We start from the raw sequence: 15,819 nt of genomic DNA, 5'->3' as shown, positions 1-15,819 counted from the left end.
TAAGTTATGAGTTTTGTAGGATCCATTCAAAAGTATCACCAAAAGTATGACCTCAATCTAAAAAAGTAAAATTCTCGTCTGATTTGCAACAACACCCTGTAAGGAACGTTATTTTTTTGCAAGGAAAAATAAGTGCAATTCAAACCAGTTTTTATACCGCTATACTGCACCCCAAATTTCAGCCTATGCATTAATTGATAGCTAAATATTTCCCATCCGGTCCACTCAAATTAAGAACTAAATGAATAAGAAAATATTTAAATTAGCAGATAATGGCTATGGCGGCCTGATGAAAGTTCTCGACTTTCTTACTATAAATCTGAGTCTTAGCCTGATTCTTGAACTTCTTGGAAAAGAAGAAACTGCCATAGACTTTGGCAGTGCTTTCCTAACCTCTGTTGTATTTATGGTTTGTGGTGAATACACAGGACTATACCAGCAGAAACTACGACACAAATTAAGTAATACTGCCCTGAAGTTTATGGCAACAGTTTTAATGACTGTCGTATTCATTGAAGTTACAAGAGTGCCTTTCAACCATATGCAAGGTTCTGAAATCAGAGCTCTGTTTCCGACACTAACTTACTCATGGTTATTCGTGGCAATGGCAACTATTTTTGCCTACCGTCCTTTGGCTGCATGGCTAACTGTCTGTGTTGGTAAAATGACTAAAAGCCAAAAGAAGATTGCTATTCTTGGGATGACTCCTGCTGGCATCAATGTAGAGAGAGAAATTCTTCGTGAATATTCAAACCTGAATACGACCGTTTATTTCTATGATGACAGAGCAAAAAACCGATTTGGTTACCTGACAAAGTCAGAATTTAAAGGCTGTTCAAAGCAACTGCTACAAGACATACACAATGAAGAAATAGATGCAGTGTATGTAGCCATCCCGTTTAATGCTTTGGATAGAGTTGGCTCTTCTCTGCTAATGCTATCAGACACAACAGTGGATACTTACTTAGTTCCTGATTTATCTACACACCGCTTGGGTATTTCTCAGATCAGTAATATTGGTAACCTAAGTACGTTCAGTATCTTTGCTTCTCCGTTTTCAGGGTTTAAGAAAGTCACTAAACGTATTGAAGACATTATTATTGGCTCAGTGATCATTACTCTGATCTCACCTTTGCTACTTTTTGTCGCTACAGGTGTAAAACTGAGCTCTCCAGGTCCTATTCTGTTTAAGCAAGACAGATATGGCCTTGGTGGCAAAAAAATCAAAGTCTGGAAATTCCGCTCCATGAAAGTAATGGAGAACACGGATACCGTTGTTCAGGCAACAAAGAATGACCCAAGAGTTACGGCATTTGGTTCATTTATCAGAAGAACCTCTCTTGATGAACTACCACAGTTTTTCAACGTCGTTCAAGGTTCAATGTCCATTGTAGGCCCCCGCCCTCACGCAGTAGCCCATAACGAACAGTACCGAAAAATCGTAGATAACTACATGATTCGCCACAAAGTGAAGCCAGGTATTACTGGCTGGGCACAAATCAATGGTTACCGAGGTGAAACCGACACTGTAGACAAGATGGAAAAGCGAGTTCAGTACGACATCATGTATCTACAGAACTGGAGCCTGTGGCTTGACCTAAAAATTATTTTCCTGACAGTATTCAAAGGATTTGTGAGTGAGCAAGCATACTAAGCCAGTCGGTAATGCAATCCCTATATTGCTAATTGCCAGTATATCTGCACCAGTAGTCTACGCAGATACTCAACCTAAAGTGCATTCCGGTCCTTTAGGTATGGAGTATCTAATGAGCGTGGGTGCAGATTATGGCCACGAAGAAAACATTACACTGCAATCAAACCCAGATGATGCGATCAATAGTAATTTCTATTCCGTATCACCTGAGTTTCGAATGCAGTCTCAATTTAATGATGATGTTTATTCACTCTCCTACTCGGGCGACTTCAAAGAGTACGAATCCAGTGCTGAAGATTCCTATCAGGACCATAAGATTAGTTCTGAGAACCTATGGCGTTTTGGGACTAGGCACCAACTTGAACTCAATCTGAGTCAATCCTGGGATCACGAAGTGCGTGGTGACGACAGTACTGGCGATTTATCCAATGAACAGTTGGAGTACTACGGTGTAGAGGAAGCTCTATTGACGGAATCGACCGTCGGTTCGTTGAACTACAAGTATGGCGCATTAAATAGCCGTGGAGCCCTGGAAATGGGTTGGAGCTATCGAGACATGACGTTTCGTGATTTAGACTCTGTTGCCTCGAATACCAGCACACCGGACTTTATTGACTACCTTAAAGGTGAAGAGTGGGCCTCCTCTACTTTAAGTGTGGGCATCTCTGACAACTATTCGTCAGACACAACGTTTCGCTACAGCCTGATCCGTCATCACATCATGTATAAAGCGAACTCAGAAAAAGACACATACGAATACTATCTTCGCATGGGTATTAAGAGCAATCTGAGTTCAACCGTATCTCTTGACGGAAACATAAGCTGGTTACACAAGACATTTATCAACCTCGAAAACGCAGATTCATTTGATGGTTTCAACTGGGATGCAAACTTAATCTGGGAGCCAGAAGACTACTCCATCTGGAGAGCAACAACATCTCAGGTTATAGACGATGCAAGCGTCGGTGGTGAATACACTCTAAAAACATCTGCTGGTATTAACTGGCAGCATTACTGGGGTGGTGATCGTTTCTCTACATTAGCGGGATACGAGTACATCCTGGAGAAGCATAAAAAACAAGATTCCGACAGAGAGGACAGCAGCAACCAGCTAAGCCTGACGTTGAGTTACGACCTGCGTCCTTCTGTAAATTTCTCCCTTCAGTATCTGACGTTAACAGAGGATTCAAACCACGAGTACGACAACTTTTACATCAGTGAAACCCATAACCCAATCACCCAATTAGGTTATGACCAATCGAAACTAGTCCTTACTGCAAAGGTACAGATTTAGATGAAAAAAATACTAATCAGCATATTGCTCACCATAGGTGTGCTTTCCACCGCCAGCGCGCAAGCAACGGAACAACATTCAACCACGACAGGACAGCAGACACAAAGTGCCAGCAATCCTCAAAATAATAAAAACACGGAAGAGATAAAAAACACCTATCACCTAAGCGGAGGCGACATCGTCAGAATAACCGTATTTGGTGAACCAGATTTAAGTATGGATGTAACACTTAATTCTACCGGTGCCATTAGCTATCCATATATCGGAAACCTACAACTTAAAGGTCGAACACCATCGGAAATTGAACAAGAAATCGAACAGAAGTTAGACGGAGATTATCTTGTGAATCCTATGGTTACCGTTGCTATTTCCAACTTCAGAAAGTTTTTCATTTTAGGCGAAGTTTCGACCCCTAATGGCTTTGAATACCAACCGGGAATGAACGTGCAAAAAGCCATTGCTATGGCTGGTGGCTTTACTGATCGAGCAAGTCGAGACATTAACGTCCAACAGTCTGGCTCACTGGAAGTTATTCAAGATGTTGAACTTACTTTCCCAATTAATCCTGGCGACACCATTATTGTAGAACAGAGTTTTTTCTAATATGACTGGCATAATTTTAAATAATAAAGATAGGCTTGAAAGCAAGGTAGACATTAGTCAATACACCAAAGAGCTCAAAAAGCACTGGCTAAAAATACTCTTCATTGTAGCTGTAGTAACCGGCGGCATGTATCCGGTTGTAAGTAACATCACCGATGTTTACTCCTCAACAGCGAGTGTGTTAATTGAGGCAACGGAAGACAACATCACACCATTGAGTCAAGTTGAAAAACTGGATTCAACACAAGAAGAATATTACACAACTCAATACGAGCTTGCTCAGTCAAGAAGTGTATTAAGTGACACTATCAAGAAGCTAAAGCTTGATGAGAATCCTGAATTTAACGGCGTAAAAGCACGCACTGATGCAGGCTTGTCTGTCGCTCCGGAAGATCACACTGAGCAAAACAAGTTATCAAGTGCAATCAGATACATTCGTGAAAATCTGACAGTAACTGGTGTTCGAAAAACTCAGTTAATGCTTATCACGTATGAAAACAAAGATGCGGAACTTGCGGCAGATATAGCAAACAGTATTGCCAACTCTTATATCGATATTGGCGTGCAAAAACGCATGGAAAAAACCGCTGCGGCAAAAGAGTGGAACGAAGAGCAGAACAAAGAGCTAAAAGAGCAGATTCTTGAGAAGCAAAGAGAAATTCAAAAGCTTCTTAAAGAAGAAAACATGCTTACATTCAACGGTGTTGATGGTTACGAAACAGAGCAGCTTGCCCTGCTAACACGTAGCTATGCAGAAGCTAAAGCAAAGAAAATCTCAGCGGCAGCTGAATACAATGAAGCGATGACATACCGTGGCAGCAGCCTGGAAGAGATCATTACTCTACCAATGTTTGCGGATAATGCTCAGTTAAAAGATCTACGTAGCTCACTAACACAGTCGAAGCGTGATCTGTATGAGCTAGAAAAACGATACGGTCCAAAACATCAGAAAATTCAGCAGGCGAACTCTCAAATCAAAGCGATTAACGAGCAGACTGAGCAGCTATTTGAAGAGCTAATGGAAACCGTTCAAAAACGTTATACAGCAGCAAGAAATGAAGAAGCTCAATATAAAGCCCTTATCGACGAGCATAAAAAAGATTTTCATAAACTAGCTTCCAAGAAGGACAAATATTACGACCTTCAAATGGATTTAGAGCAAATGGAAACCTTATACAAGACGCTTTATGTACGAACAAAAGAGCAGCAGCTAAGCCTTAACTATGAGAAAACAAATGCGATTATCTATGATGAAGCGGTACCGGCAGATAAGCCATTAAAGCCAAACCGTGTCTTCCTGATGATCATGATTGCTGTGCTTGTAAGCATCATAACTTGTCTGGTTTTCATCATCCGAGCAGCGACAAACAGCAAAATTCACTCGATGAAGGAGCTTGAGAAATACACGGGTATTAGAGCTCTTGGGGAGTTCAGAAAAGAGAAAGAACTTAAGAACTTACCTATCGAACAGTTCAGAAAAGCAGTATTTGGCATCGACAATTATGCAGAAATGATTCACGGCATCCGTACTGCCATAATGCTAGACCAAAAACAGCCATCCAGAACATTAGGTGTTGTTTCAGCTGAAGACAGTGAAGGTAGAAAAACCATCAGTTATTTGTTGGCGCATTCCTTTAGCCAGCACAGAAAAACTGCGTTGGTTGACCTGAACTTCCGTAGTGGTGAATCACTTAGCAACAAGCTAGTGCAGCCATCAGCAAAAGGCATTTCAGATATTTGCATTTCTGATTGTGCTATTGAGGAAGCGGCCGTTTCTCTTGGAAACCTAGATTTTTATCCAAGAGGTTCAAAAGCAGTTTCTCCTCTTTCCGTTATCTCATCGAAGAAGTTTGAAGCCCTGATTGAAAGCCTCTCAGCTCGTTATGAACAGGTTGTCTTTAATCTTCCTTCATGCAAGCACTCAAAAGATGCACAGCTGGTTGCTCAGAAGATTGATGCAGTAATGGTTGTTGCGAAAGCCGACGGTTCAACAGCAAACGACATCCTTTCGATGATGGACAAGCTAGAACTAGCGGGTACAGGTGTTATTGGTGGTGTTGTAAACCAGGTTGAAGATAAAAACCTAGAGAGCGAAGAAGGCCTTCGTTATCTGCAAGCTGGCACTAAAAAGCTAATTACAGCAGATAGCAAATCTGCTCAATCGAAGCGCAGCTAAGTAATGAGTCTGGTTAAAAGCACAACCACTATTGCGGGCTCTTCAGTTATCTCCCAGCTCATTGGAGCGGGAGCTATCTGGCTAATCTCCAATAAGTATGGCATGGCAGAGGTGGGAACATATGCTCTCATCTATAGTATTGCCTTAATTGGTTCTCAAATCTGCACATATGCTACGCACTTCCTGCTTCCAAAGCAGGAAGAATCACAGCTATATCAAAATATTGTTTATTGCTGTTTGCAAAGCGCCATAGTGAGTCTGCCATTTGCTTTGGTAGTCTCGCTTGGATTTGATCTATCTTTCGGTTTTATATACGCCTTAACACTGGCTTATGGATTACTGCTCATCTCAGAGAACTTATTACTTCGTGATGAGAAGGTAATACATCTGGCTTGCCAGAGAATGTCTGTATCTGTTGTCGTAGTTGGTTCTCTAATCATTACCAATAGTGAGGAAACCTTCTACTGGGTATGGGCCGTTGTGCTTTTAATCAATGCGACATCTTGGATATTGTATTCAGTTAAGTTGTCAAACTTATCCCCGGGCTTGTTCTCTTACCGAAGTAATTGCGAATTTTTTCTGCAGAACAAGGCTCATATAACAAAAGTTGGAAGCGCAGAAGTGCTGGCAATGGCCAGTGCTAACCTTCCAACTATTTTGGTTAATCTTTGGTTTTCCTCTCTGACAGCTGGCTACTTTGCTGTCGTAACAAGGTTCTGTCTTTCCCCTGTCAATATTGTAGGGAATGCCGTTAGAAACTCGATATTTTCACGATGGTCTCTGGACTTTCGAAACAACCGTTTTAATCTGGACGAGTACAAAAAAACGCGCAAACTACTGCTTGCATTAGCTCTTTTGGCAGTAGTGGGCATACTTGTCTTTTACCCTCTAGTAATGAATCAGTTTTTTAGCGAAGAGTGGCAAAGTTCTATTCCGACCTCTCGCTATATGCTGCCATATATGTTTATCGCGCTAGCGATATCACCATTAACCGTTATCGAACTGGTATTTGGTGATCCTAAATATTTTCTCCGTATTCAGGTTGAACAATTAGCGATTGTTTTAATCGCATTTGCAGCTCTGCCTTACTGGCACCTTGATTACTCAGCTTCCGTAATGACATACGCGCTGCTTTCCTTCATCCGGTATCTGTTTATTTACCACCGTATGAACAAACTGGCAGACAACTTAGCAAAAGATAAATCATGTTAAACACCGGGCACTACCTTACTTTTACCACCATTATGAACCTAGTCATCTGCGGTATGGCGCAGTATCTGACGGGGATTAACGGTTTTTTCTGGCTACCATGTATTCTGGCCTTCCTAATGCTTGGTTTTCACACCATGCAAGTTCGTTACAGAACCAGACCTCTGGATACACAAGAATGGATTGTTCTTTTGTTATTGGTCGGCGGTGTTGTTCTCGCTATCGCAACAACAGTTCTCCAAAGCGGTATCACAACGACACTTATCGGATATAAGAATACATTCTGCCTGGCAATCCTGACCTATTGCATGATCACTGGTTTTGTAAACGAAAACCAACTGTTTCGCAGTTCTCAAATATTTTACGCCATTTATTACGCTCAGGTTCCTGCACTAGCCCATCAGATTTTCATCGTTCTTCCAAAACGAGTCGCTATTATGGGCGACTTTGAGAAATGGGACTCCGTTGTAGGTACGTTCGGTGGTGAACAGCTTGGTGGCGGTAATGGTGCTGCTTTAGGGATGTTCGCTCTGCTAGTCGCCCTGCTCAAACTCTCTGACTATAAACATGGAGTCTGTTCCAAAGGCTCTCTGTATGCTCATGTCATTTCAGCTTTTGTAGTATGCATCTTGGCAGAAGTGAAATTCGTAATCTTGATATCACCATTCATACTAGCGTTCACTTGGTTATCTAAGAGCTACCTGAAAGGAATGAAGAGTTACAGCTTCAAAACCATGCTTCTTATTGCAGGTTCGTCTCTACTACTGGTTGTATTAGCTGTATACATATTAGGTTTGATCTATATGAATACATCTGACTTTTACACCGACCCAACAAAAAGTCCATTTGTCATCTTCTGGGGCTCTATCGATTACATATTCGATCCTAACTACATCATGGATGGCGGCCAGCTAGGCCGAATGACCACTATCTTCTTCTGGCTTGAGAACAGTGACCTTCATGGTATTGCTGGGGAACTCTTCGGATACGGCCTGAACTCAACCAATGATGGTGGTGAAACCATAGGCTACCTGGCTTCTTGGTTTAATCTGGAGCTTGACTCCACATCAACTGGCGTTCTGCTTTGGGAAACGGGCTCTGTTGGAATTACGTTGTACATCTTAGCAATACTTTACGTATTTCGTATTACGAAACCATTCCCGGCACTTGACCGTTCAAAGCTTAGCAAAGAAGAACTTCAGTTTATCGCTATGCAGCCAGCATTCAGGGCATTCCTTCTTACATGTCTGCTTAGTATTCCTTACAGCCCGATATTAGTGCGGGTATCCGGCCTGCAGTACCTGTTCTATTTCTGCATGGGAGGCGGCCTGGTTATTCGCAGAACGATTTTGACACATTTAGGTAAGTAACACATGAATGATAGACCTTTTATCTCAGCAATTATAAAGACCTTTAACGAAGAAGAGGGTATTGCAGCAACAATACAGAGCATTCAAAAGCAGATTGGCGCGTACCCGCATAAGATCATTGTTGCAGACAGCTTATCAACGGACAAAACTCAGGAGATTGCTCTTGAGAATGGCGCTACCGTAGTGACACTTACCAATGGTAGAGAACGCTGCTGTGGTGTTGGTCACCAACTTGGCTACCTACATAGTGAAGGTGACTATCTACTTCTTCTGGATGGTGACATGCAGCTGGCAGAAGGTTTTATCGACAACGCTGTGGAGTTTATGCAGGAGAACCGTCAGTACGCGGGCGTTGCCGGACTTGTTGAGATGGATGAACCTGCCAACTATGAGTTCCGTTCACGCAAGCAACGCATGAGTCAGATTTTCCCGTTAGGTGACTGCGATCATCTCGGGTGTGGTGGTCTATACCGTAAATCTGCCATTGATGAAATTGGTTACCTGACAAACCGCAACCTGCATTCATACGAGGAAGCAGAGCTGGGTATGCGCTTGTTAAACTCAGGCTACAAACTTCATCGTTTGGCAGTACCCTATCACCACCATTCAACACATAACTTATCGACCTTTGCCCTGCTAAGACACCGCTGGAGAAGTGGCTATTTGTTTGGTACTGGTGAGCTCCTGAAAGGCTCTCTTGGTACGAGCCACTTTACGCACGCGTTAAAGACAGTAAAGAACGAAGTTATCTTTGCAATCTATCTGCTGTGTTTAGCTGCGAGCATTCTAACGCTGGACTCAGGAGTTATCGGTTTAACTCTAATTCCACTCGCTGCGTTTTTGACGTTAAAGACCATTACTAACCGCTCAATACGTGACGGTTTTTTAAGTGTCGTCAATCTAAGTGCTATCTCTGCAGGATTACTTAGAGGCCTCTGCAAGCCAGTAAAAAATCCATTCGAAGCGCCAGACAACAAAGTTATTGAAAGGTAAGGCTGACAATGAAAATACTTCAGGTAAACAAGTTCTTCTTCATGAAAGGAGGAGCAGAGACAGTTTATTTTCAGGAAAAGGAGATGCTGAAGTCAGCAGGCTTCGAGACCATTGAATTTTCTATGGCACACGAAAAAAATTTCGCCTCTGATTATGCAGGTTTCTTTGTGGAAAACGTCGACTATCATACAGATAGCTCGAAGTTATCCGCTCTGAAAACGGCAATTAACTTTATCCACAACAGCGAAGCATGTAAGAAGATGCAGGCTCTTTTAGAGCAAGAAAAACCTGACATTGTGCATTTTCATAACATCTATCACCAGCTGACGCCATCTGTCATCAAAGTGGCCAAGAAGTTTGGTTGTAAAACCGTACTAACGGCTCATGACTCAAAAATCGTTTGCCCTAACTACACCATGTACAGAGATGGGCAAACATGTGAAAAGTGTCTGCATGGTTCGTTCCTGAATGCGACAAAATACCGTTGTCAGGAAGGGTCTCTGGCTAAAAGTGCCCTTCTGACTGCTGAAGCGCTCTTTCAGCAATTTACTAAAAACTACTCCTATCTGGATGCCATTGTCGCTCCTAGTGCATTCCTGGGGAATCTCATCAAGCAAAAGCTCACGAATGCCAGAATTGAAGTCATTGTTAACGGTGTTGAAGAAGACGTTTCCAGCGAAGGCATTACTGATGAAGGTTACTTCTTGTACCTTGGTCGTCTTTCCGATGTAAAAGGTGTCCATACACTCGCAAAAGCTCATAAGCTCATGACACAGCCTGCGGAGCTAAAAATTGTCGGAGCTGGCCCTTTGTTTGATGAGATCAAAGAAAACTACCCGAATGCCCAGCTTTATGGCTTTCAGAGTGGTGAAGCGCTAATCAACCTAATTAAAGGTGCAAAGGCTGTGGTTGTTCCTTCCGAGTGGAGTGAAAACTGCTCTATGTCTGTACTTGAGGCTCTCTCTTACAGCAAACCTGTTATCGGTTCACGAATTGGTGGCATACCAGAACAAATCAGAGACGGAGTAGACGGATACCTATTTGAGGCAGCAAATCCTGCAGATCTTGCTGAGAAATTGGATCTTATGGCTTCTACAGAAAACGCTTCCTATGAGATGGGCAAAAATGCCAGAAACCGCTTCCTCCAAAAGTACTCTCTAACCAAGCACAAAGAAGCCCTTATTGAGCTATACAAAAAGTTGCTTGAGGAATAACACAATGAAAAACAAGCAAATCACTGTACTGGGTACCCGAGGTATTCCTGATGTTCTTGGTGGTGTAGAAACTCACTGCCAGAACTTATATCCAGAAATTAAAAAACAATCAGAAAGTGATATTACCGTAATCGCGCGTTCTCCTTATGTTGAGTATGACGAATCGGTGTACAAAGGAGTGAAGACTAAGACAGTCTGGGCTCCAAAGAAAAAATCACTGGAAGCTATCATCCACTCCACACTAGCTTCCTTTAAGACTCTGTTTGATGGTTCTCAGATAGTGCATGTCCATGCTATCGGGCCAGGTTTGGTTGTACCACTACTTCGCCTGCTGGGTAAAAAAGTTGTTTTCACTCATCATGGTCCCGATTATGACCGCCAAAAATGGGGAAAAGCGGCGAAAACAATCCTAAAGCTCGGTGAAAAGTTTGCGGTAAAATACGCCACTGAAGTCATTGTTATTTCAGACGTTATAAACTCTTCAATTAAAAGAATGTATAACCGACACGATGCAAATTTAATATACAACGGCGTTCTTGAGCCCAAAAAGCTTCAACAGTCAGTTATTGATAATGCAATGATGAAGTTTAATCTGGAAAGCAAGAAGTACATTGTTGCCGTTGGCCGCTTAGTTGAAGAGAAGGGCTTCCATGACCTCATTAAAGCTTATGAGAAAAGTGGAATTGAGTACCCACTTGTTATCGCTGGCGATGCCGACCACGAAACAGAGTACAGCCAAAAACTTAAAGCGATGGCCCAAAAAACCAAAGGGGTTGTCATGACAGGCTTCTTGTCAGGAGACGAGTTACAAGCGGTTTTCTCTCAGGCCCGATTGTATGCAATGAGCTCTTATCATGAAGGGCTGCCAATATCGTTGCTTGAGGCTCTCTCCTACTCTCTTCCTTGCGTTGTCAGCGATATTCCGGCAAACAGTGAAATTGGTTTGGACTCTGATATTTATTATCAAACAGGTAATGTAGATGAGTTATCAGAGAAGCTTTGCAAGAGAGTAGACATTCTTGAAGCAGACTATTCTTCATTTCTTCAGCGCTATGACTGGGAAAAAATAGCAACTCAGACAATTCAGGTTTATAAAAAATGTCTGAAAAACTAACCGCACCTAAGCACAACTCCAGCAGAGTAGCTTCCAAAGCCGGAAGCTACTATCTGGGCCGGTTTAACTCAGCACTGGATGAACAGGTCGCAGATAGTCTGACGGCAGAGCAAAAAAAGCATATTGATGAAGCGGTGCTTTCATTAGCAGTATCAAGAACACATAAAGTTGATATAAGAAATACAATATCGATTTTTAATAAAAGGTATTATTATGTTTTGTTGTTCGGAAAAGATTACCGGCATCAATATAAAAACTCTATTATATCCATAATATTTTTTATTTTATTGACGATAATATCTCTTGGTTCTCTCACTGTCGGTTTATTTATAATAACGTATTTAATTAAATCTGCCGCAGGGGTCGACATTTTTGATAATTACTCTCTCGGTTTATGGGATTGGTTTAAAGAAAAAATAATTTAATATCATGTAATATACCTTCATTGTTCAGAAGGGAATTATCATGAATAAAAAATTTAAATTAAATAAAATACCTCTTTCATTAATGTTAGTCTCTGGCTTTATAAGTGCACAAGAGTTAACCACGGTACATCCAGTGCCGTTTTCTGGTGTTATAGTAAATCCGGGCATTGGTATAGAAGAGTTTCACAGTGGATTCGGTTCAACCCATACAAACGAAGAGTACCCGGAAGGTGGAATAAATTACGTTCGTTTTTATTGGAACGATGTAGAGCCAGAAGAAGGGCAATATAACTTCGAGTTAATTGATGCGAAAATAAAAGAAATCGAAGATAAAGACTGGCCGGTTCAGGTAGCATTTAGATTTATGACGCAAGACGAACCATGGAGTGGAAGCAAGATCCCAGACTGGTTAATAAATAAAGGAATAAAAGGTGATTGGGTAAATAATAAAAAAACATTTGTTCCAGATATATCTGATAAAACCTATTTATATTATGTAGAAAAACTATTAAATATATTTGGAGAAAGATATGATGGTAACCCTAATATCGCTTATGTAGACATTGGTATGGTCGGTTCCTGGGGAGAGTGGCATCAAAGCAATTTTTCTTCTATAGAAAACATAGAGCAAGCATACAGTGATGAAGTACAAAATGAATATGTCGATTTGCATTTCAAAGCGTTCCCCGAAACACCTAAGATCATGTTAATCAGTGGATATGAGGCACTCTCATATGCAACATCTAAAGGAGCGGGTTGGCGAGCTGACTGCTGGGGTGACTGGAGAAATTTCTCCGAAACCTGGAGTCATATGGATCATGATTACCCATACCGTATAAATCTTGCGACACAACAAAACCCTGACTTCCCTGACGCATGGAAAACAGCCCCGATTTCTATGGAAATCTGCTATGACATGCAAGTTTGGGATACAACTAATAACTATACCCGGGAAGAGGTAAAGCGCTCCCTTGACTGGGCGCTTGAACAACATACAAGTTCAATCAATTTAAAATCCAGTAAGATACCAGCTAAATATAGAGACTTGCTGGACGATGCCCTAGAAAAGATGGGCTATCGCTTCAGGGTTGAATCTATGACGCACCCAAGCTCTGTTCATGCAGGGACCACTTTTAACATTAGAACCAACTGGTTAAACGAAGGAGTTGCACCTGTTTATCACCCATACATACTGACATATCGTATTGTAGATGATCAGGGAGATACTGTTGTCTTCCAGAAATTAACTCAAGATATCACCAAGTGGTTACCTGGAAGCCATAAACTGAATACCAGTATGTACGTTCCCAAGTCCTTAGCGACTGGTGAATATAAAATTCAGGTCGCAATGTTAAACAGATTTGGAGATGCTGTAATACAGCTGGCCAACTTTGGTCAGGAAGCTGATGGCTGGTATCAAATATCAGAAATTACTATTCACTAGAAAATGACGAAGAGTAAAGGGCTTATAGCCTTTTACTCTGCCGCCTTAACAAATGCCTGAAGCCCCTGATGAGGGTGCTGAATGCCTAGTTTCTCTACTGGCTCATTCAACTGCAGTTTGTAATCATCGATAAACAGATAGTCACTAGCGATTGCTCTCGTATCACTAATATGATGAGTTACCATCAACACAGTAATTCCACGTTCTTTAGCCAAAACTTTTACCAATGCCAGCATCTCGGAGCGAAGAACCGGATCCAAAGCAGAAAACGGCTCATCAAGCAGCCAGATAGGATGTGGTTGAACAAAACATCGAGCTAAGGCTATGCGCTGTTTTTGCCCTCCGGATAACTGTTCGGGCAACCTATCTAGAAGCTCTTTGATTCCAACCTGTTCCGCTGCCTGCTCTACTTGCAATTTTTGAGCTTCACTCAGCCTGAGCCCAGGATGTAAGCCCAGGCTAATGTTCTCTCGCACCGTCAAGTGACTAAACAGATTGTGCTCCTGAAACAACATAGAAAATGGTCTCTCATACGGTTCCAGAGCTAATATGCTTTCCCCATTCACAGATATCTCACCATTCAACGGAGTAATAAAACCAGCAATTAAAGCCAACAAAGTAGACTTCCCTGCACCGCTAGGCCCCATGATGGCTGTAATAGAGCCAGGCCGAACAATCGTATCAAAGTGAAAAGTCGACTGATGATATCGGTATTGCACATCTTTAATTTTAAGCATCAGAAGCTCTCCGAAACAGTTTTTCAATCAGCGTGAATGATCCTAGGCTTAAGCCAAGAAGACATAAGGAAACAACAGCAGCCGCTTCCATCTGATAACTTCCCATTAGCTGATATAGGTAAAGTGGAAGCGTACGAAAATCCTGACTGCCAAACAGAGCAATTGCACTGATATCACCGATTGAGACCATAAAGCCCAGAGCAAAAGCATGAGACAAAGGCTTTCTAAGCGCTTTGCCTTCGACCAACCATAATCGTTGCCACCCACTCATGCCGAGGCTCGAACAAAGCACTTGATATTGTTGAGAAATATGCAACATAGGTTGAGCAAGGGTTTTAATCACATAAGGCAACGCCATCAGGCTGTTAACTGCAATGACGATATAGATTGCATAACTGAACACATTTCCTATATCCCTCAGCAACAAAAATACACCTGAGCTGATAACTAGCCCAGGAGTCACAAGAATAATCATGCCGACAAACTCAAGTCTGTCCGATAACCTACCCTTCCCATTACTCCGCCAGGCACGACTTGTTAAAAGTAGCGCTATCCCCGCCATCAGAGCAATGGTGCTGGATAAACCAGCAATGGTGACTGAATTTCTTAGTGCGTCCCAAAACCTAAAATCAGAAAACACCACAACTAACTTTTGGTTCATCCCGCTAAGTACAACCATCAACATTGGCGGAAGCACCAATAACATCGACATCCCAATCCAGAACCAGTCCCATACTCTGGACTTCCAATGATCCCTAATCATCAATGCACGATTGTTTCTGTAACTTGAGGATACTTTCTCTGTTTTCGACAAGCGATGCACCATCAAATACAGAATGGTACATATCAGCATTTGCCAGATAGCGAGTATGGCTCCTGCTTGCAGGTCGAAATCAAATTTTATCGCCTGATAAATCGCGACTTCAATTGTGGTTGATACAGGTCCTCCACCAAGCGCCATTACGGTGGCAAAACTGGTAAAGCAAAGCATAAACACCAACCCACAAACCTGTGGTAGCTGCTGCTTTATTCTTGGCCATTCAACCCATTTAAACTTGTCCCAGTGACTCATCCCTAAGTGCGCGCAAAGCTTATGTTGCTCTAGTGGAATACTCTCCAAAGACTGGATAAATAATCGGGCCGCATAAGGGAGATTAAAGAACACATGCGCAAGTAAAATGCCCCCCAGACCATAAATAGAAAAAGGCAGCTTGGCATCAAACCACTGAAACCAATCAGCTAATAGTCCGCTATTTCCGTAGATAGCGACAATGCCAAACACCCCTACTAACACTGGAAGAACCAAGGTAGATGCAAACAGCCTGAGCAGCATGTTCTTACCGGGGAAATTTCGTCGAAAAATAGCATGAGCAACAGGAATGGCAAACAACACGCTCAGTAAAGTAGAAAGCGTGGCCTGATAGAAGCTAAAACGGGTGACATGTCGGTAATAAGAGTCAGAAAAAATCTGACTCAGATTTAATGATGGAGCATAGGTGATAAGAGCCGACAATGCAGAAAACACAAAAGCCAGAATGATAAGACCAACAATCAGGCCCGTTTTAGGTGCTTTCTGCATCTTGTTA

At 42.0% G+C, this 15,819-nt stretch carries 13 protein-coding genes; 11 read left to right on the top strand and 2 right to left on the bottom strand.

From position 1 onward, the window contains the following. Positions 1-241: 241 nt before the first annotated feature. The 11 genes from SNR28_RS11000 to SNR28_RS10950 are packed head-to-tail and all read left to right on the top strand — an operon-like array spanning position 242 to position 13,496. Positions 242-1,654 carry an undecaprenyl-phosphate glucose phosphotransferase gene (locus tag SNR28_RS11000; protein ID WP_375752418.1) on the top strand — a complete coding sequence of 471 codons (1,413 nt, stop codon included), beginning with the start codon at positions 242-244 and terminating at the stop codon, positions 1,652-1,654. Further along, a complete protein-coding gene (locus SNR28_RS10995; protein ID WP_375752417.1) occupies positions 1,638-2,948 on the top strand; it encodes an outer membrane beta-barrel protein in 1,311 nt (436 codons plus the stop codon). The genes SNR28_RS11000 and SNR28_RS10995 overlap by 17 nt, the downstream gene beginning before the upstream one ends. After that, positions 2,949-3,551: a polysaccharide biosynthesis/export family protein gene (locus tag SNR28_RS10990; RefSeq protein WP_375752416.1), complete on the top strand. Its 603-nt coding sequence runs from the start codon at positions 2,949-2,951 to the stop codon at positions 3,549-3,551. 1 nt (position 3,552) lies between these two features. Beyond that, on the top strand, positions 3,553-5,727 hold the full coding sequence (locus SNR28_RS10985; protein ID WP_375752415.1) for a GumC family protein: 2,175 nt from the start codon (positions 3,553-3,555) through the stop codon (positions 5,725-5,727). Positions 5,728-5,730: 3 nt separating this feature from the next. Further along, complete coding sequence (locus tag SNR28_RS10980; RefSeq protein ID WP_375752414.1) at positions 5,731-6,939, top strand: lipopolysaccharide biosynthesis protein; 1,209 nt, start codon at positions 5,731-5,733, stop codon at positions 6,937-6,939. Beyond that, positions 6,933-8,306: a capsular biosynthesis protein gene (locus tag SNR28_RS10975; protein WP_375752412.1), complete on the top strand. Its 1,374-nt coding sequence runs from the start codon at positions 6,933-6,935 to the stop codon at positions 8,304-8,306. Before SNR28_RS10980 ends, SNR28_RS10975 begins: the two co-directional genes overlap by 7 nt. 3 nt (positions 8,307-8,309) lie before the next feature. Continuing rightward, a complete protein-coding gene (locus SNR28_RS10970) occupies positions 8,310-9,299 on the top strand; it encodes a glycosyltransferase (RefSeq protein ID WP_375752410.1) in 990 nt (329 codons plus the stop codon). Positions 9,300-9,307: 8 nt separating this feature from the next. Further along, positions 9,308-10,513, top strand: coding sequence for a glycosyltransferase family 4 protein (locus SNR28_RS10965; protein ID WP_375752409.1), 1,206 nt, complete (start codon positions 9,308-9,310; stop codon positions 10,511-10,513). Positions 10,514-10,517: 4 nt separating this feature from the next. Then, positions 10,518-11,627, top strand: a complete 1,110-nt coding sequence (locus SNR28_RS10960; protein WP_375752407.1) for a glycosyltransferase family 4 protein — start codon at positions 10,518-10,520, stop codon at positions 11,625-11,627. Then, a complete protein-coding gene (locus SNR28_RS10955) occupies positions 11,612-12,052 on the top strand; it encodes a hypothetical protein (protein ID WP_375752405.1) in 441 nt (146 codons plus the stop codon). Before SNR28_RS10960 ends, SNR28_RS10955 begins: the two co-directional genes overlap by 16 nt. A gap of 40 nt (positions 12,053-12,092) precedes the next feature. Continuing rightward, entirely contained in the window at positions 12,093-13,496 is a 1,404-nt protein-coding gene (locus tag SNR28_RS10950; protein WP_375752404.1) for a DUF4832 domain-containing protein, read from the top strand. A 32-nt stretch (positions 13,497-13,528) separates the two neighbouring features. Here the strand turns inward: SNR28_RS10950 and thiQ are convergent, their stop codons facing one another. Together thiQ and thiP are read right to left on the bottom strand one after the other, a co-directional pair. Next, entirely contained in the window at positions 13,529-14,233 is a 705-nt protein-coding gene (thiQ, locus tag SNR28_RS10945) for a thiamine ABC transporter ATP-binding protein (RefSeq protein ID WP_375752403.1), read from the bottom strand. Next, positions 14,226-15,812, bottom strand: a complete 1,587-nt coding sequence (gene thiP / locus SNR28_RS10940; RefSeq protein ID WP_375752402.1) for a thiamine/thiamine pyrophosphate ABC transporter permease ThiP — start codon at positions 15,810-15,812, stop codon at positions 14,226-14,228. The genes thiQ and thiP overlap by 8 nt, the downstream gene beginning before the upstream one ends. Between the last annotated feature and the right edge of the window lie 7 nt (positions 15,813-15,819).

Origin of the sequence: Vibrio iocasae (genome assembly GCF_042245395.1) — a bacterium.
GTDB classification, from domain to species: Bacteria; Pseudomonadota; Gammaproteobacteria; order Enterobacterales; family Vibrionaceae; genus Vibrio; species Vibrio iocasae.
This window is presented reverse-complemented; position numbering and strand designations above follow the sequence as displayed.

Bases quoted from the DNA above. Each gene is read 5' to 3' on its own strand.
- thiQ (WP_375752403.1), bottom strand. From the start codon at position 14,233: ATGCTTAAAATTAAAGATGTGCAATACCGATATCATCAGTCGACTTTT.
- SNR28_RS10975 (WP_375752412.1), top strand. From the start codon at position 6,933: ATGTTAAACACCGGGCACTACCTTACTTTTACCACCATTATGAACCTA.
- SNR28_RS10970 (WP_375752410.1), top strand. From the start codon at position 8,310: ATGAATGATAGACCTTTTATCTCAGCAATTATAAAGACCTTTAACGAA.
- SNR28_RS10980 (WP_375752414.1), top strand. From the start codon at position 5,731: ATGAGTCTGGTTAAAAGCACAACCACTATTGCGGGCTCTTCAGTTATC.
- SNR28_RS11000 (WP_375752418.1), top strand. From the start codon at position 242: ATGAATAAGAAAATATTTAAATTAGCAGATAATGGCTATGGCGGCCTG.
- SNR28_RS10955 (WP_375752405.1), top strand. From the start codon at position 11,612: ATGTCTGAAAAACTAACCGCACCTAAGCACAACTCCAGCAGAGTAGCT.
- thiP (WP_375752402.1), bottom strand. From the start codon at position 15,812: ATGCAGAAAGCACCTAAAACGGGCCTGATTGTTGGTCTTATCATTCTG.
- SNR28_RS10965 (WP_375752409.1), top strand. From the start codon at position 9,308: ATGAAAATACTTCAGGTAAACAAGTTCTTCTTCATGAAAGGAGGAGCA.
- SNR28_RS10985 (WP_375752415.1), top strand. From the start codon at position 3,553: ATGACTGGCATAATTTTAAATAATAAAGATAGGCTTGAAAGCAAGGTA.
- SNR28_RS10990 (WP_375752416.1), top strand. From the start codon at position 2,949: ATGAAAAAAATACTAATCAGCATATTGCTCACCATAGGTGTGCTTTCC.
- SNR28_RS10960 (WP_375752407.1), top strand. From the start codon at position 10,518: ATGAAAAACAAGCAAATCACTGTACTGGGTACCCGAGGTATTCCTGAT.
- SNR28_RS10950 (WP_375752404.1), top strand. From the start codon at position 12,093: ATGAATAAAAAATTTAAATTAAATAAAATACCTCTTTCATTAATGTTA.